At 62.2% G+C, this 17,689-nt stretch carries 13 protein-coding genes, 1 tRNA gene and 2 pseudogenes; 9 read left to right on the plus strand and 7 right to left on the minus strand.

What is annotated here, in order from left to right; all coding sequences use genetic code 11:
* Positions 1-35: 35 nt before the first annotated feature.
* Positions 36-111 (plus strand) — tRNA-Gly (locus ACPZMI_RS08110).
* A 143-nt stretch (positions 112-254) separates the two neighbouring features.
* On the opposite strand, the pseudogene ACPZMI_RS08115 reads toward ACPZMI_RS08110, so the two are convergent.
* From ACPZMI_RS08115 to ACPZMI_RS08135, 5 genes and pseudogenes are all read right to left on the minus strand, one after another.
* Positions 255-985: pseudogene (locus ACPZMI_RS08115) on the minus strand (transposase); the annotation flags it as partial.
* A 69-nt stretch (positions 986-1,054) separates the two neighbouring features.
* Positions 1,055-1,993 (minus strand): LysR family transcriptional regulator, encoded by a 939-nt coding sequence (locus ACPZMI_RS08120; protein WP_186669743.1) that lies wholly within the window; start codon positions 1,991-1,993, stop codon positions 1,055-1,057.
* A gap of 96 nt (positions 1,994-2,089) precedes the next feature.
* Entirely contained in the window at positions 2,090-3,613 is a 1,524-nt protein-coding gene (locus tag ACPZMI_RS08125; RefSeq protein WP_186669741.1) for a tripartite tricarboxylate transporter permease, read from the minus strand.
* Complete coding sequence (locus ACPZMI_RS08130; RefSeq protein ID WP_186669739.1) at positions 3,610-4,140, minus strand: tripartite tricarboxylate transporter TctB family protein; 531 nt, start codon at positions 4,138-4,140, stop codon at positions 3,610-3,612. Before ACPZMI_RS08130 ends, ACPZMI_RS08125 begins: the two co-directional genes overlap by 4 nt.
* A gap of 20 nt (positions 4,141-4,160) precedes the next feature.
* Positions 4,161-5,174, minus strand: coding sequence for a Bug family tripartite tricarboxylate transporter substrate binding protein (locus tag ACPZMI_RS08135; RefSeq protein ID WP_186669737.1), 1,014 nt, complete (start codon positions 5,172-5,174; stop codon positions 4,161-4,163).
* Positions 5,175-5,401: 227 nt separating this feature from the next.
* Here ACPZMI_RS08135 and ACPZMI_RS08140 point away from each other — a divergent pair, with 227 nt between their 5' ends.
* The 8 genes from ACPZMI_RS08140 to ACPZMI_RS08175 all read left to right on the plus strand — a co-directional run bounded on the left by ACPZMI_RS08140 (position 5,402) and on the right by ACPZMI_RS08175 (position 15,479).
* Positions 5,402-6,727, plus strand: a complete 1,326-nt coding sequence (locus ACPZMI_RS08140; RefSeq protein WP_426352015.1) for an MFS transporter — start codon at positions 5,402-5,404, stop codon at positions 6,725-6,727.
* Positions 6,720-7,679, plus strand: a complete 960-nt coding sequence (locus ACPZMI_RS08145; RefSeq protein WP_186669734.1) for an amidohydrolase family protein — start codon at positions 6,720-6,722, stop codon at positions 7,677-7,679. The genes ACPZMI_RS08140 and ACPZMI_RS08145 overlap by 8 nt, the downstream gene beginning before the upstream one ends.
* Positions 7,676-8,689, plus strand: coding sequence for a 4-hydroxythreonine-4-phosphate dehydrogenase PdxA (locus tag ACPZMI_RS08150; protein ID WP_186669732.1), 1,014 nt, complete (start codon positions 7,676-7,678; stop codon positions 8,687-8,689). Before ACPZMI_RS08145 ends, ACPZMI_RS08150 begins: the two co-directional genes overlap by 4 nt.
* A gap of 103 nt (positions 8,690-8,792) precedes the next feature.
* Entirely contained in the window at positions 8,793-10,043 is a 1,251-nt protein-coding gene (locus ACPZMI_RS08155; RefSeq protein WP_426352016.1) for an OprD family porin, read from the plus strand.
* Between the two features lie 257 nt (positions 10,044-10,300).
* A complete protein-coding gene (locus ACPZMI_RS08160) occupies positions 10,301-11,614 on the plus strand; it encodes an MFS transporter (protein WP_426352017.1) in 1,314 nt (437 codons plus the stop codon).
* Between the two features lie 32 nt (positions 11,615-11,646).
* On the plus strand, positions 11,647-12,822 hold the full coding sequence (locus ACPZMI_RS08165; protein WP_186669726.1) for an L-lyxonate dehydratase: 1,176 nt from the start codon (positions 11,647-11,649) through the stop codon (positions 12,820-12,822).
* A gap of 55 nt (positions 12,823-12,877) precedes the next feature.
* Positions 12,878-13,873 (plus strand): AraD1 family protein, encoded by a 996-nt coding sequence (gene araD1, locus ACPZMI_RS08170; RefSeq protein WP_186669724.1) that lies wholly within the window; start codon positions 12,878-12,880, stop codon positions 13,871-13,873.
* Between the two features lie 16 nt (positions 13,874-13,889).
* Entirely contained in the window at positions 13,890-15,479 is a 1,590-nt protein-coding gene (locus tag ACPZMI_RS08175) for an aldehyde dehydrogenase (NADP(+)) (protein ID WP_426352018.1), read from the plus strand.
* A 156-nt stretch (positions 15,480-15,635) separates the two neighbouring features.
* On the opposite strand, the gene ACPZMI_RS08180 is transcribed toward ACPZMI_RS08175, so the two are convergent.
* Complete coding sequence (locus ACPZMI_RS08180; RefSeq protein ID WP_426352019.1) at positions 15,636-16,553, minus strand: DUF6708 domain-containing protein; 918 nt, start codon at positions 16,551-16,553, stop codon at positions 15,636-15,638.
* A pseudogene (locus ACPZMI_RS08185) lies at positions 16,553-17,689 on the minus strand (hypothetical protein); the annotation flags it as partial. The pseudogene ACPZMI_RS08185 and the gene ACPZMI_RS08180, both read right to left, overlap by 1 nt.

Consider the following 17,689-nt stretch of genomic DNA (forward strand, 5'->3'; position numbering starts at 1 on the left):
AACAGGGGTTCGAGTCCCCTAGGGGACGCCATATTGCGGGAATAGCTCAGTTGGTAGAGCACGACCTTGCCAAGGTCGGGGTCGCGAGTTCGAGTCTCGTTTCCCGCTCCAGTTATGGATCTACAGACTTCCGTGGAAGTCTGTAAGTCGTTGAAAAAAGGGCCGAAACAGACTGTGTGAAAACACACTGACAGGCCTTGGACCAAACGCCCCGACTTGTTCGGGGCGTTTGTTTTTGTGCTGAAAAAGGCTCTTCAGCCCATCAGTCGCATGATTTGCTTGGCACCCAAGACACTGATCGCCCGCTTGAAGTTGTAAGCGGTCACAGCGAAGGCCATTTCAGCTCTTGTGCCTTCGAGTTGTCGCAACAAGAACCGCCCGTTCCCAAATAACCAGTGTTTGAGATTGCCAAACGGGTGCTCCACGATGGATCTGCGTCGTTCCATCATGTCTGGATGCAGTTGCATCCGCTGCGCCATACGCTCAAAGGCTTTCTCTTGAGCGTGGCGCGAGACATAGCGGCGCTTGGCCGTCGTGCATTGGGCTTTCAGCGCGCATCCGGCGCAATCACTGACCGCCGCTTGGTAGACCGGTCGCCCTTGTGACGTTGCTTCAGCATTAGCCACTGACCTGCCGGGCACTGGTACCGATCCTGTTCGGCGTGGTAGGTAAAATCCTTGCGCTCGAATAATGCCTCGCCGCCTGGGTTCGAGGTTCGGTTTGGCGGCACGTACGCGGTAATGGAGTCTTTCTCGCATGCCTGGAACTGCTGGCCATTCGAGTAACCCATATCGGCTGTCACAGTCAGCGCTTCCTGCCCCAGTTCAGCCTTGGCCGCTTTAGCCATGGGTTCAAGCTGCTTGCGATCATCGCCCTCTTGCGTCATTTGGTGATGCAAAATCAGGCAGTGTTCTGCGTCAACGGCGGTCTGCACGTTATAGGAAACACGCGCTCCTGTCGGCGTGCGCATCATCGTCGGCGAACTCCAGACAGAAATCGGGAGCACAGCATTGGGGATCAGGTAAGCGCTTGGAATGTGGGGTTCATGAAGCGCTTACGACCGAGTTTGCTCTAGATGCACTACGGCCATAAACGTTTGCATAGCAGATGAGTGCACGCGATTGCGCCGGGTGATCAAGCCATACGGCGGCAGGCGCGGTTCAAGCTGGATGGGCAGCACGGCCAACAGGTGCCGCCCCGCGTAGTCCTCGACCACCGAGCGGGGCGTGATGCCGATCATGTCGGTTTGCTGCAGCAGTGACAGCAGGGTCATGATCGAAGTGGTTTCGACGATGCTGCTGGGCAGGTCGATGCGGGCGTTGTGGAACGCCTGGTTGACGATGGTGCGCATTGGGCTGGGGTGCTGCTGCAGCACCCAGGTCATGTCCTGAAGCTCGGTCCAGGCCAGTTTTTTCTGCTTGGCCAAGGGGTGTTGGGCGCCGGCGATCACGCACAGGTCTTCTTCACCCAGGCTGTCGAACTGCAGGTCGTCGGTGCGTGCGTTGCTGGGGATGCGCCCCAGTACCACATCCAGTTGGTCCTGCTGCAGGGCTTGCACCAGCACGTCGCTGGTGTCCACCTGCAGGCTCATCGACAGGCGCGGGTGGCTTTGCTTGAGCGTGGCAATGGTGCGGGTGAGCAAACCCGAAGCCAGCGCCGGGATGGCGCCGATGGTGACCCGGCCCAGGTTGCCTGACTCCAGGGCGACCATTTCCTCGCGCATGCCCGACAGCTCGGCAAAGATCATGCGTGCGTAGTAAATCAGTGTTTCGCCAAACGGAGTGGGGCGCATGCCGCGCGCCAGGCGTTCGAACAGCTCGACGCCCAGCAAGTCTTCGGCTTCATGCAGCATCTTGGTCGCGGCCGGTTGGGTCATGCCGATTTCCTCGGCGGCCCGGCGCAGCGAGCCCAGTTCATCCAGGGCCAGCATCAGGCGCAGTTGCCGCAAACGCAGGCGGCTGTGGATGATGTTGGCGTCGGGGATGCGGGACATGGTCTGGCTCGTGGTCATGGGGAGGGCCAAGATTGACAAGAATTGGGCGAGGGCGCCAGCCGCGCAGGGGCACATGTGCCCCCGCGCGGTGGCGGGTCAGGCGATGCGCCGGGCCAGCGTGCGGCCAAGCAGGGTGCGCAGGCCGTTGATGCCTTTGGCCAGCAACGGCCAGCACAGCATCACCAGTGCCGCGCAGGTCAGGCTGCCCACCAGCGGGTTGGACCAGAAGATCGACAGTTGCCCGTCCGAGAACAGCATCGACTGGCGGAACGCATCCTCGGCCTTGTCACCCAGCACGGCAGCCAGCACCAGCGGCGCGATGGGGTAGCCAAGCTTCTTGAACAGGTAACCCAGCGCGCCGAACACCAGCATCAGGCCCACGTCGGTCATGGAGTTGTGCACCGAGTAGGCACCGATGGCGCACACCATGATGATGATCGGCGCGATGATCGAGAACGGGATGCGCAGGATCGAGGCAAACAGCGGCACTGTGGCCAGCACTACGATGAGGCTGACGACGTTGCCCAGGTACATGCTGGCAATCAGGCCCCAGACAAAATCGTGCTGTTCAACAAACAGTGTCGGCCCCGGGTGCAGGCCCCAGATCATCAACCCCCCCAGCATCACTGCTGCCGTGGCCGAGCCGGGGATGCCCAGGGTGAGCATCGGCAGCAGGGCGCTGGTGCCGGCGCTGTGGTCGGCGGTTTCCGGCGCGATCACGCCTTCCACCTCGCCGCTGCCGAAGCGCTCGCGGTTTTTCGAGAAGCGCCGCGCCAAGCTGTAGCTCATGAACGACGCCGCCGTCGGGCCTCCCGGGGTCACACCCATCCAGCAGCCGACCAGCGCGCTGCGCAGCCAGGTCAGCCAGTAGCGGGGCAACTTGGCCCAGGTACGTAATATCACCATGGGCGTGATGCGTGCCCGTTCGCCGCGAAACACCAGGCCTTCCTCGACGGTGCAAAGGATTTCGCCAATGCCGAACAGGCCGATCACCGCCACCTCGAAGCTCAAACCCGACAGCAGCCAGGGTTGGTCGAAGGTCAGGCGCAGTTCGCCGGACACCGTGTCCATGCCCACCGCGGCCATGCCGAAGCCGATCATCATCGCCACCACGGTTTTCAGTGGCGGGTTTTTGCTCAGGCCGATGAAGGTGCAAAACGCCAGCAGGTACACCGCAAAAAACTCCGGTGAACTGAATTCCATGGCGAACTTGGCAATGTGGGTAGACAGGAACGTCAGCAGCAACACACCCATCAGGGCACCCAGCAGTGCCGAAGTGAACGCTGCCGTAAGTGCTTCGCCGGCCTGGCCGTTGCGGGCCATGGGGTAGCCGTCGAAGGTGGTCGCCACCGATGAAGGCTCGCCGGGGATGTTGAACAGGATCGAGGTGATCGAACCGCCGAACAACGCCCCCCAGTACATGCACGACAGCAAAATGATTGCCGACACCGGCTCCATGGTGAAGGTCAGCGGCAACAGCAATGCCACGCCGTTGGGTGCACCCAGCCCCGGCAGCACACCGACCAGTATGCCAAGCAGCACGCCGACCACCATCAGGCCCAGGTGGTGGGCGGTGAGAATCAGGCTCAAGCCCTGCATCAACGAATCGATTTCACTCATGGCCGCAGCCCTCCCAGGTAGCTCGCCAGGTCACCCAGCACGCCGGCCTGCAGCGGTACCTTGAACCAGACCGCGAAAATCAGGTAGCTGGCCAGTGCGGCGCAGCAGGGGATCAGCGCAATGGTCAGCCAGCGGTGGCCTTGCCCAGCCTTGCGCGCTCGCCACATGAACCCGCCGATGAACAGCACCGAAGCCAGGTAGATGCCCATAAAGGGCATGGCCGCCACGTACACGGCAATGGGTACGAACACGGCCAGCACCTGGGCAAATGCCCGGCGCCCGACGAACGCTTCGGCCATGGCCTGGCGCCGCACCACGGCCAGCAGCAGGTTGCCCAGGCTGGCGCAGCTCAGCAGCAGGCCGATGTAGAACGGGAAGTAGCCCGCCTCTGGCCCGGCATCGCCCCAGCCAATGCCGATGGCCAGGCTGCCGTATATGAGGGTGCCGCCCAGCGCGGCGGTGAACAGGGCCAGGCCGATTTCCACCCAGCGGGTGGCAACCAGAGGCGCATCGTTGGTGGTGGACATGGTGGTCTCCCTTGTCGCGCTCACTGGCGCAGCCAGCCGGCGTCCTTGAACAGTGGCATCACGCGTTCACGGTCCTGTTCGATGTAGCTCACCAGCGCCTGGCCTTCGAGGAAGGTCGGCGCCAGCGCCGAGCGCTCGATGTAGGCCTTGAACTCTGGCGTCTGGCTGACTTTGCGCAGCAACTCCACATAGAACGCCCGCTGTTCGTCGCTGATCGCGCCGGGCAGGAAGACTGTGCGGGGGAAGCGGTACTGCTCGATGGCCAGGCCCTGTTCATGGCAGGTAGGGATGTCGGCCCAGGACTGTTCGGCGGTGACCTTGTCGCGGTAGATCATCCGCTCACGGCTGAACACGCACAGCGGCCGCACCTGGCCGCCGCGCCACTGGCTGAGGCTTTCGGCCGGGTTGTTGAGGTTGGCGGCAATGTGCTTGCCGGCCAACTGGATCGAAGCCTCGCTGCCGCTTTTGAAGGGGATGTAGGTGAGCTTGCTGCCCACCTGCTGGCCAATCAGCAGGGCCAGTGTCTGGTCCACGTCCTTGGACTGGCTGCCGCCAAAGCGCATCTTGCCGGTATTGCTTGCGAGCGCCTCCTTGAACGCGGCGGCGTCGCCCCAGGGGGCGTCCTGGTAGGTCCAGAGAATGAAGTCGTCCTCGGCCACGGCGGCCACCGGGGTAAGGTCGGTCCACTGGTAGCCCAGCTTGGCCACCAACGGCAGCAGGTACACGTTGTTGGTGCCGATCACCAGCTTGTGGGCATCGCCCTGGGCCAGTTTCATGTCGAGGAAGGCTTCGGCGCCGTTGCCACCGCCTTTGTTCAGCACCACGGTGTTGACGTCCAGCAGGTGATGCTGGCTGATCGCTTGCTGGATCAGGCGCGCCAGCTGGTCGGTGCCGCCGCCGGGGCCGCCGGCCACGACGATCTCGACGTTCTTCTCGGGCTTCCAGGTGTCGGCAAGGGCGGGCAGGGCGGTGGCGCACAGCAGGCCGCAGGCGGCCAGCAACGACGAAATGTGACGCGCGTAGGCGTTTCGCATGGGGACCTCTTTGTTGTCTTTGTTATGGGTCACCGAAGTCTGCGCAGCTAACCGATAAGCGTCCACTCAAAGTTACGCATACACCGATAGCCAGGGGTTATAGCTGAGCGATAACCACAGGCAATGGCTGTATGAGCAGCTTTGATTAGACGGTTATCGACGGCCCGGCCATATTGGCACTGCCGGACATTACCGGATTACAACAATAACAAGCAGAGGTACCTCCCATGGCTCAGGCACAAAACCCTGTGCTGCACGCTGGGCAATCGGCCGACACACCTGTCGCGCTGAAGGCCAGCAACGTGCGCTGGCGCATCTTCGCAATCATTTTTGCCCTGACGGTGATCAACCTGATCGACCGTGTTTCGCTGTCCATTGCCATGCCTACCATTGCCGCGGAGTTCGAGCTTTCGCCCAGCATGCAGGGGCTGATTCTCAGCAGTTTCTTCTGGGCTTACGCGCTGTTACAAATTCCTGGTGGCTGGTTGATTGACCGCTTCGGCCCGCGCCGGGTCATTGGTTGGTCCACCGGCCTGTGGGGCGCGTTCCAGACCTTGGCGGCGTTCACCACCGGTGGCCTGTCGCTGATGTTCGCCCGGGTTGCCCTGGGTGCGGCGGAGGCGCCACTGTTCCCCTCGGGCGGCAAGCTCAACTCATTGTGGCTGGGCGCCAACGAGCGCAGCCGCGGCGCGGTGCTGATGGATTGTGGCGGCCCGCTGGGCGCGGCCTTGGGCGGTTTGATCATCGCCTACCTGATCGCCGTGCTTGGCTCGTGGCGCATCGCCTTCTTCGTCGCCGGTATCGCCACGCTGGCCATGGCCTGGCTGGCCTGGCACTACCTGCGCGACAACCCCGCCGAGCATGCCGCCGTCAACGCCGCTGAGCTGGACAAAATCAACCACGGCCGCGCCGTACCGTTGGCCGAGGCGGCGCAACAGCCGGCCAAAGGGCTGGGCATCGCGGCGCGTTCGCTTACCGGCATCCTGCTGGGCCGCGCCAGCTGGGCGATGGTGTTCTTTGGCTTGCTGACCTGGGGGCCGAGCTACCTGGCCCATGCCCGTGGCTTCGACATCAAGGGCATCGGGGCGGCCACGTTCATCATTTTCCTGTGTGGCGCAGTGGGCTCGCTGGTGGGCGGATTCCTGTGCGACACCCTGATCCGCAAGGGTGTGCGCCGTGGTTTGGCGGCCAAAGGCCTTTTGACCTTATCGGGCCTGGTGGCGCTGTGCGCCTTCCTGCTGCTGCCTGGCCTGAGCGACGCCTACGCGGCGGTGGCGCTGCTGTCTTTGACGGCGTTCTTCCTGATGTGGGGCAGCTTGTACTGGAGCTTCCCGGCGCTGCTCGCGGCACCGTCGCGGGTGGGCCTGATCGGTGGGGTGATGAACCTGGCCGGCAGCCTGGGCGGCATCGTGGTGCCGATCCTGGTGGGCGTGCTGTTGCAGCACCTGGGCGGCTACCCGGCGGTGCTTGGCTTCTTTGCCCTGTGCTCGGGGCTGTTCATCGTCGGCACGCTGTTGATCTCGCTGGACAAGACCGAGGTACACCATGGCTGAGTTGTACGAAGGGCCGATCGTCGATGCCCATCATCATTTCTGGGACCCGCTGAACAACCCGCACCCGTGGCTGTCGGGCACCGGAAACATCCCGTTTCGTTACGGGGATTACAGTGCCCTCAAGCGGCGCTACTTTCCCGAAGATTACCTGGCCGACGCAGGCAGGCATCAGGTGGTCGAAACCGTCTACGTGGAAACCGAATGGGACCCGCGTGACCCAGTGGGTGAAACGCGCTTCATCCATGGCCTGGCAGCACGTTACGGGGCGCCCAATGCCGTGGTGGCCCAGGCTTGGCTGGACGCGCCGGACGCCGCCCGGGTGCTGGCCGAACAGGCGGCGTTCGAGCGAGTACGCAGCGTACGCCACAAGCCCGGTGGGCCATCGTGCCCGGCCGAGGTTGGGCGCCTGCACAGCCTGATGAGCGACGTGAACTGGCGCCATGGCTATGCGCAGCTGGCGCGCCACGGCCTGCATTTCGACCTGCAAACCCCGTGGTGGAACCTCGACGAGGCTGCCCGCCTGGCGCAGGACTTTCCCGATACGTTGCTGATTCTGAACCACGCCGGCCTGCCTTCGGACCGCAGCCCGCAAGGCCTGGCGGACTGGCACGCGGCCATGGCGCGGTTTGCCCGATGCGACAACGTGGCGGTGAAGATCTCGGGCATTGGCCAGGCCGGCCAACCCTGGCGTGCCGAGGACAACGCCTGGATCGTGCGCCAGGTCATCGCGTTGTTTGGCAGCGAACGGGCGATGTTTGCCAGCAACTTCCCGGTCGATGGCCTGTGCGGCAGCTTCGACACCATTTACAGCGGCTTCAAGCACATCGTCGCCGACTTGCCGCACACCGCCCAGCAACAGCTTTTCTACAGCAACGCACGGCGCCTGTACCGCACCGTGCCCGACACCTTGCGCCTGAATCAGGTGTTGCCCCACACAAGGACCCCCGCATGAACAAGCAAACCCTTCCACGCCTGGCCATGGTACTGGGTGACCCGGCCGGTATCGGCCCCGAACTGATTGCCCGCCTGTTGGCCGAACCCGAGGTGCGCGGCAAGGCGCAAGTGGTGCTGATTGCCGATGAGCAGGAGATGCGCCGTGGCATGCAGATCGCGGGTTGTGAGTTCCCGTACCGGCGTATCGATTCGCTCGACGTGCTGGATTTTGCCGACGACACGCCGCTGTTGTTCCCCTACCGAGGCGCCGCCATTGGCGAGTTCCCGCGCAGCGAAGCCAGCGTGATTGGCGGGCGTTACAGCCTCGACACCTTGGCCGTGGCGCTGGAGCTCACCGACTCGGGCAAGACCGACGCCATCCTGTTCGGCCCGCTGAACAAGACTTCGCTGCACATGGCCGGCATGGGCCACAGCGACGAGCTGCACTGGTTTGCCGAACGCCTGAATTTCAGCGGGCCGTTCTGCGAATTCAACGTGCTCGATAACTTGTGGACCTCGCGAGTAACTTCCCACGTGGCGTTGGCCGAAGTGCCCGGCATGCTCAGCCAGGCGCGCGTGCTCGAAGCCATTGGCCTGATCGACACCGCGCTCAAGCGCAACGGTTTGCAGCGCCCACGCATCGGCGTTTGTGGCCTGAACCCGCATAATGGCGACAACGGCAGCTTTGGCCGCGAAGAGCTGGACATCATCGGCCCGGCGGTGCAGCGCGCGCGGGAGCAGGGCATCGACGCCGATGGCCCCTACCCGGGGGACACTATCTTCCTCAAGGTGCAGGGCGACGCCCAGGCCTTTGATGCGGTGGTGACCATGTACCACGACCAGGGCCAGATCGCCATCAAGCTGATGGGCTTCTCCCGTGGTGTGACGGTGCAGGGTGGCCTGCCAATCCCGATCACCACCCCGGCCCACGGCACCGCGTTCGACATCGCAGGCCAGGGCAAGGCCAATGTCGGCGCCACCCGCCAGGCCTTCGAGATTGCCTGCCGCATGGGGCGCAACGCCCGCTGAGTGCATGGCGGCTCCGTTCGGGGCCGCTTTTTCCTGCTTTCAACCGCGCCTGGAGCCTGTCGGCTCCACGGCTCGCATCACCCTGTAAAAAGGAAAAACAACAATGACAAAAGCCTTTTCCTACCTGCTGACCGGCAGTGCGGTGACACCGCTGTTGCTTACCTGCTTGCCACAAATCGCTAGTGCCGAAGGGTTTATCGACGATGCCAGCATCACGTTGGGCCTGCGCAACCTGTATTTCAACCGTGACTTTCGCCAGCCCGGCGCGGCGCAGTCGAAGCAGGAAGAGTGGGCTCAGGGCTTTTTGTTGCAAGCCAACTCGGGGTACACCGCCGGGCCGTTGGGTGTGGGCGTCGACGTGCTTGGCCAGTTGGGCGTGAAGCTCGACAGCAGCCCCGCGCGCAGCGGCTCGGGGCTACTGCCCCGGCACGATGATGGCCGGGCGGCGGATGAGTTCTCGCGGGTGGGGTTGGCGCCCAAGCTGCGGTTTTCAAAGACCGAACTGAAGGTGGGCGAGTTGATGCCCGAGCTGCCGATCCTGCTGCGCAACGACGGCCGTCTGCTGCCGCAGACCTTTCAGGGTGGCATGCTGAGTTCGAAGGAAATTGCCGGCCTGAACCTGCAGGCCGGGCAGATGCGTTCGCTGAGCCAGCGCAACTCCACCAACCATGAAGACTTGTCGGTGGACGGCCGCGGTGGTGTGTTTGCCGACCGTTTCAACTATGTGGGCGGCGATTACCGCTTCAATGCCGAGCGCACCCAGGTAGGCGTGTGGCAGGCCCGGCTGCAGGACATTTATCGGCAGAACTACTACAGCTTCAGCCACAAGCAGCCACTGGGTGACTGGACCCTGGCCGCCAATTTGGGCTGGTTCAGCACCCGTGAAGAGGGCAGCGCCGACCTGGGCAACCTGGATAACCGCGCCCTCACCAGTTTCGTCAGTGCCAAGCGTGGCGGGCATACCCTTGGCGCGGGTTACCAGCGCATGTATGGCGACAACGGGATGGTCTACATCGCGGGTACCAGCACGCCGTTGGTCAACGACATCCAGGTGCGCAACTTCACCACGGCGGGTGAGCGCTCCTGGCAGGTGCGATATGACTATGACTTCGTTGCCCTTGGCATCCCGGGTTTAACGTTTATGACTCGCTACGCCAGCGGTGATCACGCCCAGGTGGCAGGCGGCAGCGATGGGCAAGCGTGGGAGCGCGACCTGGACGTCACCTATGTGATCCAGAGCGGGCCGCTGAAGAACCTGGGCGTTCGCTGGCGCAATGCGGCGGTGCGTTCCAATCATGTGGCCGATGTGGATGAGAACCGGCTGATTCTGACGTATACCCTCAAACTGTTGTAGGCCACAGGGCCAGCTGGATTGTGTTGCCTGTGCCGGCCTCTTCGCGGGGCAAGCACAGGCAACACGCTTTCTGGGTCTCAAAGGCGATAACCCCACCACCCCTGAACCGTAAAAAGGTATTACCCCAGGCTATCGATGGATACGCATAAGTGATTATCCAGTCAGGCCTGCCCCCTCTAAAGTCGCCCCAACACCAACAACAAAAAGCCCGCCCCAAAGCGTCTCGGGGCACACAGGGCAACAGCGGGGACACCTCCATGAGCGATCACGCCAGCTCCCTGGCTTCGGCCATTTCCACCAGCCGCGCGCGGCTGCTGCCTTTTCTGATCCTGATGTACGTCTTGGCCTTCATCGACCGCGCGAACGTCGGTTACGCCCGGGCTTTCCTGCAGGCCGACACCGGACTGAGCGACGTCGCCTTCGCCTTCGGTGCCAGTATCTTCTTCATCGGCTACGCCTGCTTCGAAGTGCCCAGCAACCTGATGCTGCACCGCCTGGGCGCCCGCGTCTGGCTGTGCCGGATAATGGTCACCTGGGGCCTGGTCAGTGCGGCGATGATGTTTGCCGACAACGCCACCACCTTCTACGTGCTGCGTTTCTTGCTGGGCATTGCCGAGGCCGGCTTCTTCCCCGGCATCATCCTCTACCTCACTTACTGGTTCCCGCAGCGCAGCCGCGCCCAGGCGCTGGGCCTGTTCTACTTTGGCCTGCCGCTGGCGCTGGTGCTGGGCGGCCCGTTGTCGGGCTGGCTGCTGGAGTTTCATGACGTGTTCGGCCTGCGCAACTGGCAGTGGCTGTTCGTGGTGGAAGGGTTGCTGGCCTCGCTGGTTGGCATCGCCGCCTACTTCTACCTGGTCGACCGCCCACGCCACGCCCGCTGGCTGAGCGATGCGCAAAAGGATGCACTTGAAAGCCAGCTGGCCGAAGAAGATGCACAAAAGCAGGCCCAAGGCCCGCACGGCTTCCTGGGCGCATTGCGCAACGGCCAGGTGATGAAGTTCTGCCTGGTGTATTTCACCGTGCAGATGAGCGTGTACGGCGTGGTGTTCTACCTGCCGACGCGCATCGCCAGCTTCCTCGACGGCCAGGTGGGCCTGAGCGTGGGCTTGTACACCGCTATCCCCTGGGCCTGCGCCCTGGTGGTGACGCGCCTGGTCACCCGCCATGCCGACCGCACCGGCCAGCATCGCCAACTGGCGGTGGCCATGCTGGCCATGGCCGCGGCGGGCATTGCTGCCTCGGCACTGGCCGGCAGCCTGCCACTGGCGGTGCTGGCGTTCTGTTTCGCGGCCGCAGGCTTTGTTGCCGTGCAGCCGCTGTTCTGGACCTTGCCCACCGGCTACCTCAGTGGCGCGGCCGCCGCCAGCGGCATCGCCCTGATCAACTCGCTGGGCAACCTCGGCGGCTTCGTGGCACCGAACCTCAAGACCCTCACCGAAACCCTGTTCGCCGACCCGCGTGCGGGCATGTTCGCCCTGGCGATCGTGGGTGTGCTGGGCGCCTGGCAGCTGTCCCGGCTCAAATTCTCCGAACCCACGCCTGCCGCGCTGGAGCCGGCGCAGGTTGGCTGATCAACACGCTCTATTGAAAGGAACCTGCAAGCATGAAAATCAAAGCCGTTCGTACCCGTGTTTTTGAATGGAAAGGCAAGGTCGTGCCGCCCCAGGCGCACTTCTGCACCAACGCCAGCGACATCCTGTTCGAGCGTGGCGATGCCATGGGCTCGTTCCGCTTCCACGGCTGGCTGGTGGTCGAAATCGAAACCGACACCGGCATCGTCGGCATCGGCAACTGCGCCCTGGCGCCACGCGTGGCCAAGGAAATCATCGACCTGTACCTGGCGCCGATCTGCATTGGCGAAGACCCGTTCGACAGCGAGTACATCTGGCAAAAGATGTACCGCCGCACCCACGCCTGGGGCCGCAAGGGCATTGGCATGGCCGCCATTTCGGCAATTGACCTGGCGATCTGGGACATCATGGGCAAGGCGGTGAACAAGCCGGTGTTCAAGCTGCTGGGTGGCCGCACCAAGGAAAAGATCTGGACCTACGCCTCCAAGCTGTACGCCAATGACAACCTCGACCTGTTCCTCGAAGAAGCCCAGGGCTACCTCAACCAAGGCTTCACTGCCCTGAAAATGCGCTTTGGCTACGGCCCCAAGGACGGTCCGGCCGGCATGCGCCGAAACATCGAGCAAGTGCGCGCCCTGCGTGAACTGGCCGGCCCCGACGTGGACATCATGCTTGAGTGCTACATGGGCTGGACGCTGGAATATGCCCGCCGGATGCTGCCAAAACTGGCCGAATTCGAGCCGCGCTGGCTGGAAGAGCCGGTGATCGCCGACGACATCGAAGGTTATATCGAGCTGAAGAAAATGGGCATCATGCCGATTTCAGGCGGCGAGCACGAGTTCACCGGCCATGGCTTCAAGGACCTGCTCGAGCGCCGCGCCGTGGACGTGATCCAGTACGACACCAACCGCGTCGGCGGCATCACTGCCGCGCGCAAGATCAACGCCATGGCCGAAGCCTGGTCGGTGCCGGTCATTCCCCATGCCGGGCAGATGCACAACTACCACCTCACCATGGCCAGCACCGCCTCGCCGATGGCCGAGTTCTTCCCGGTGTTCGACGTAGAGGTGGGCAACGAGTTGTTCTACTACGTGTTCAAGGGCGAACCGCAGCCCGTCAACGGCTATATCCAGCTGGACGACGACAAGCCGGGCCTGGGCCTGGAAATTTCCGAAGAGTATCTCTCGGACTTCAACATCATCGAATGAATACGCGGGGGCACCCCGGCGCGGCGGTGCCCCGGCCAGGCAAGGAGAGTGACACATGCGGTTGATTCAATTCGAAGACGTGGCCGGCCAGCGCCGGGTGGGCGTGGTGGAAGGTGCCCAGGTGCACCCGGTACGTGCAACCTCCAGCACCCGTGAGCTTGCCCTGGCGGCAATCCGTGCCGGGCATGGCCTGGTTCAGCAAGTGCTGGCGCGTGGCACTGACCCAGGCCCCGACTACGCTGAGCTGCTGGAAGCGGGCAGGGTACTGCCGCCGCTGGACCACGAAGACCCGGCCCATTGCCTGGTCAGTGGCACCGGCCTGACCCACCTGGGCAGCGCGGCGACGCGTGATAAGATGCACCAGCATGGCGAGCAGGATGAAACGTCGCTGACCGACACCATGCGCATCTTCAAATGGGGCCTGGAAGGCGGCAAGCCGGCAGCGGGTGAGGTTGGCGCGCAACCGGAGTGGTTCTACAAGGGGGATGGCAGCATCGTCGTGCGCCCCGGGGCCGATCTGCCGCTGCCGGCTTTTGCCGAGGATGCCGGTGAGGAACCCGAGCTGGTGGGCCTGTACGTGATCGGCGATGACGGTACGCCCCACCGCCTGGGGTATGCCTTGGGCAACGAGTATTCCGACCATGTCATGGAGCGGCGCAATTACCTGTACCTGGCCCATTCCAAGCTACGCGCCTGTGCCTATGGCCCGGAGTTGCGGGTGGGCGAACTGCCGGCGCACCTGCAAGGCAGCAGCCGCATCTGGCGTGATGGCAAGGTGCTGTGGGAGCGTGAGTTCCTGTCTGGCGAGCAGAACATGTGCCACAGCCTGCAGAACCTGGAATTTCACCACTTCAAGTACGCGCAGTTCCAGCGGCCGGGTGATGTGCACGTGCATTACTTCGGCACGGCTACTCTGTCGTTTGCCGACGGCATCAAGGCCGCGCCGGGCGATACCTTTGAAATTGCCATCACCGAGTTCGGCGCGCCACTGCGCAATGGCATTGTCGAGGCGCAAGCACCGAGAGTGCCCGGGTCGGTTGCCATTCTCTGAGGTTGAAGAGGTCGTTATGCCAAATCTACTTGGTTACAACTACATCGCCGGGGCCCGCAGTGCTGCTGGTTCCGTGGCACTGTACAGCGTCGATGCCAGCACTGGCGAAACGCTGCCTTATCGGTTTACCCAAGCCACCCCTGACGAGGTGGACGCCGCTGCGCAGGCTGCAGAGGCGGCGTTCCCTGCCTACCGGCACTTGCCACCCGAACGGCGGGCCGCGTTTCTCGATGCCATAGCCGAAGAAATCGACCTGCTGGATGACACCTTCGTTGCCCTGGTGTGCCGCGAAACAGCCTTGCCCGAAGCGCGCATCAAGGGCGAGCGGGCGCGCACCAGCAACCAGATGCGCCTGTTCGCCCAGGTGCTGCGCCGCGGCGAGTGGTTGGGGGCGCGTATTGACCGTGCCCAGCCCGAGCGCCAGCCGTTGCCACGGGTGGACCTGCGGCAATGCCAGGTCGGCATTGGGCCGGTGGCGGTGTTTGGGGCCAGCAACTTCCCGCTGGCCTTTTCCACCGCAGGTGGCGATACCGCCGCTGCGCTCGCAGCGGGTTGCCCTGTGGTGTTCAAGGCGCACTCCGGGCACATGGTCACTGCCGAGTGCGTGGCCGATGCCATCGTGCGGGCGGCCCAACGCACTGGCATGCCTGATGGCACCTTCAACATGATTTTTGGAGGGGGCGTGGGTGAGCAGTTGGTGAAGCACCCGGCGATTCAGGCCGTTGGTTTTACCGGCTCGCTCAAGGGTGGCCGTGCCCTGTGCGACATGGCCGCTGCCAGGCCGCAGCCGATTCCGGTGTTCGCCGAAATGAGCAGCATCAACCCGGTGGTCATATTGCCAGGCGCGCTGACTCGACGTGGCGAAGGCATCGCGGCGGACCTGGTGGCGTCGGTGGTGCAAGGGGGCGGACAGTTCTGTACCAACCCGGGTTTAGTCATCGGCCTTCGCTCTCCGGCGTTCTCGCAGTTTGTCGAGCACCTTGCCGGGCACATGGCCGAGCAGCCGGCACAGACCATGCTCAACGCTGGCACCCTCGCCAATTATGCTCGCGGTGTCGCGGCCCTGCACGCACACCCCCGCATTCACCACCTGGCCGGCTCATCCCAGCAAGGGCAGCGGGCTCAGCCCCAGCTGTTCCAGGCCGATGCCCGGTTGCTGTTGTTGGGAGACGCGCTGCTCCAGGAGGAGGTGTTCGGCCCGGCCACCGTGCTGGTGGAGGTGGCTGACCAAGCGCAGTTGCTGCAAGTATTGCAGTCATTGCATGGCCAGCTCACGGCAACGCTGATCGCCGAACCGGATGACCTCCAGGCGTTTGCCCCATTAGTACCGGTGCTTGAACGCAAGGCGGGGCGTTTGTTGCTTAACGGTTACCCCACTGGCGTCGAGGTGTGTGATGCCATGGTGCATGGCGGGCCATACCCGGCGACGTCGGACGCGCGCGGTACCTCGGTGGGGAGTCTGTCGATCAACCGCTTCCTGCGGCCGGTGTGTTACCAGAACTACCCGGATGCATTGTTGCCGGATGCGCTAAAGGACTCTAATCCGCTAGGTATCGTGCGTTTGGTGGATGGAGTACAGAGCGCGGCTACGGTGTCGAGAGGTTAGGGCAATCCCAGACGCTAGCCTTGCCAGGCTGGCGTTAACTGTGCTTGAGCTTGGCCGGGCGGCTTGCTGATGAGTTAGGGAAACTCCGAACAAGTTGCTCATCAGCCGGAAATGGGCGGTTTAGGGATACCGAAAAGCCTGATTTTCAGCCGCTGATCAATGGATAACCAAGGCAAAGCCTTGGTTATCTGCCCTCACCAGGCCGAGCTTGGTGATTCGAGAGGAGGTACGAAAGTAGCGGGTCAGCCCTTCGAATTGAGGTGTGAAGGCTTGCCAGGGCCAGGGGAAGTGCGAGGTGATGCGGGGGCGCGGTAAACCCTCTGGTCCCTCATCCATGAAGCGGCGGATGAACTCCCATTCGTCTTGCAGTTCCGCGAAGTTGTTGGCGGCCTTGCCTACGTAGATGAATTCGGGATGAAGTGCGCCGGCGAACGATGCCGGCCATACGAGATCCAAAGGAAGGCTCAAGCCACCGGCAGTGGCGTATTTTTTATCCGAACCACTAGACGTCACGCCGTGCCATGGGAGTGTGACGATACCGCCACAGTATGTTGGGCGGTGCAGGTAGACTTGTTGGGTAGTGCGGTTGAAACGTATTAGTAAGTGGCGGGATGTGAACATTTCAAATCGCGTGAAACGCAGCCCGAATTTTAAGTAAAGCCATAATGTACCTAAGCCCATAGTGAGGAAGAGTGAGGCTACAATAAGCTGCTCGCCATAGGGCTCGCCATTATAGTTGAGTGCTAGATTGAAAAGAAATTTTATGTCCTCTAAAACAATCGCTATATTTACTAATGAGTAAACTATAGCCGTAAGGGATAGTATGCTTATCAGTCCTCGTTTATCTTCCCACATACCATATCGCATTTCTAGTATTTGCTCGTTGAAAACATAGACTGGCCCGCGACTTTTGGGTGTGTTGCAAGCAGGTCTCTTGGCGTATTCGAGCATTTCCTGGTTGTCGCTTTCGTATAGAACTTCTCTTCTGACTTTCTTGTGCTGCCTCTCAAAAGCATCGCGCTCTTCTTTTGGGTCGATGTAAGCAAGCCATGAGAGCCACTCAACAAAATACATTATATAACCTCGCTTATTGCACTGAACAACACCTCAAGTTCTTCTGCACCCTTGGCGTAACCTTTGTGAGATAGCTGAAGACGGAAGCAGCATTTGCTGCACCATTTTTCTAGCGCGTTTTCATCGAGGATCAGTAAGGCGATACTGGTAGCGAGCACGATGGCGGCTCCAATCCAGCTCAAACGACTAAGCCAAAGCATGGCAACTCTGTTCGCTGCTAATCGTACAGATAGTCCTGACAAGATCGCGCTAAATTGACGGGTACCTACAGCGCGTGCGCTGACCGACAGCCAATGAAAAAGCGCACTAGCCTGTGAAAACGCTATTCCTCCTTGTCCCATGAGTAGGGTGAAATTAGCACCTGCTCTAATGACGTATGCTAACGCTAATGCTGGTTTGGATTTATTCTTTGCCTCTATAGCGTCGGCGATGTCCCACTTAATGCTGACAATTCCCCCTGCTGCCGCCAACCCGGCCCCCCACAGTCGATAACGTCCCAAGCTAACTTGCGCACCTCGCGCAGTGACGCTGTTCTCACCAACACCTCTGAGCGTCACTTCAGTACCCACTGCAAGTAGTTCCATCCCTGCGGCGGCACTGGTCAATGCGGCCGCAGTCACTTCACTCCAGAAGCGTCGGTTCTTGTCATCTTTTCTTCCTTGTAAAAGCAGCAACCCCGCTTCCAGCAGAAGTAGCGCACTGGCCACACGCAAGCGATAGAACTGATTGCCGTGTACGCCTTGCAATGTCTCGACATAAGCTCGGTCGAGGCGGCGCACGACAGGTGCTGCAACGCGACCGCGTGACGGGGTTTGGCCATCCAGCGCCTGCTCACTCAACCGCAGGTTCAGTGCTTGCTCACCCAGTGAGGCAATGAGGTAGGTGCTCAGGCGTCGGTACAGCAAGCGATCGGCGCTGCCAGGGGCGCCCACTGACAAGCTCTGTCGCCCCAATTGCCCGAGCCAGGCCAGCGCGCCGGCCGTGTTGGCGGGGCTGTGTTGCGCGAGCAGGTCCAGATGGCTATCGACCTGGCTGAAGTGTGCGGCGAGTTCCTTGGCTTGTTTGAGCGCTGTATCCAGTTGCTGCAAAGGATCGTCACCCTGCGGCAGTGCGTCCAGCGTTGTGCGTGTTTGCGC

The sequence above is a fragment of the Pseudomonas wayambapalatensis genome, assembly GCF_049942315.1.
GTDB lineage: Bacteria > Pseudomonadota > Gammaproteobacteria > Pseudomonadales > Pseudomonadaceae > Aquipseudomonas > Aquipseudomonas wayambapalatensis.

Coding starts and splice junctions, on each gene's coding strand:
- ACPZMI_RS08120 (WP_186669743.1), bottom strand. CDS start 1,993: ATGTCCCGCATCCCCGACGCCAACATCATCCACAGCCGCCTGCGTTTG.
- ACPZMI_RS08125 (WP_186669741.1), bottom strand. CDS start 3,613: ATGAGTGAAATCGATTCGTTGATGCAGGGCTTGAGCCTGATTCTCACC.
- ACPZMI_RS08130 (WP_186669739.1), bottom strand. CDS start 4,140: ATGTCCACCACCAACGATGCGCCTCTGGTTGCCACCCGCTGGGTGGAA.
- ACPZMI_RS08135 (WP_186669737.1), bottom strand. CDS start 5,174: ATGCGAAACGCCTACGCGCGTCACATTTCGTCGTTGCTGGCCGCCTGC.
- ACPZMI_RS08140 (WP_426352015.1), top strand. CDS start 5,402: ATGGCTCAGGCACAAAACCCTGTGCTGCACGCTGGGCAATCGGCCGAC.
- ACPZMI_RS08145 (WP_186669734.1), top strand. CDS start 6,720: ATGGCTGAGTTGTACGAAGGGCCGATCGTCGATGCCCATCATCATTTC.
- ACPZMI_RS08150 (WP_186669732.1), top strand. CDS start 7,676: ATGAACAAGCAAACCCTTCCACGCCTGGCCATGGTACTGGGTGACCCG.
- ACPZMI_RS08155 (WP_426352016.1), top strand. CDS start 8,793: ATGACAAAAGCCTTTTCCTACCTGCTGACCGGCAGTGCGGTGACACCG.
- ACPZMI_RS08160 (WP_426352017.1), top strand. CDS start 10,301: ATGAGCGATCACGCCAGCTCCCTGGCTTCGGCCATTTCCACCAGCCGC.
- ACPZMI_RS08165 (WP_186669726.1), top strand. CDS start 11,647: ATGAAAATCAAAGCCGTTCGTACCCGTGTTTTTGAATGGAAAGGCAAG.
- araD1 (WP_186669724.1), top strand. CDS start 12,878: ATGCGGTTGATTCAATTCGAAGACGTGGCCGGCCAGCGCCGGGTGGGC.
- ACPZMI_RS08175 (WP_426352018.1), top strand. CDS start 13,890: ATGCCAAATCTACTTGGTTACAACTACATCGCCGGGGCCCGCAGTGCT.
- ACPZMI_RS08180 (WP_426352019.1), bottom strand. CDS start 16,553: ATGTATTTTGTTGAGTGGCTCTCATGGCTTGCTTACATCGACCCAAAA.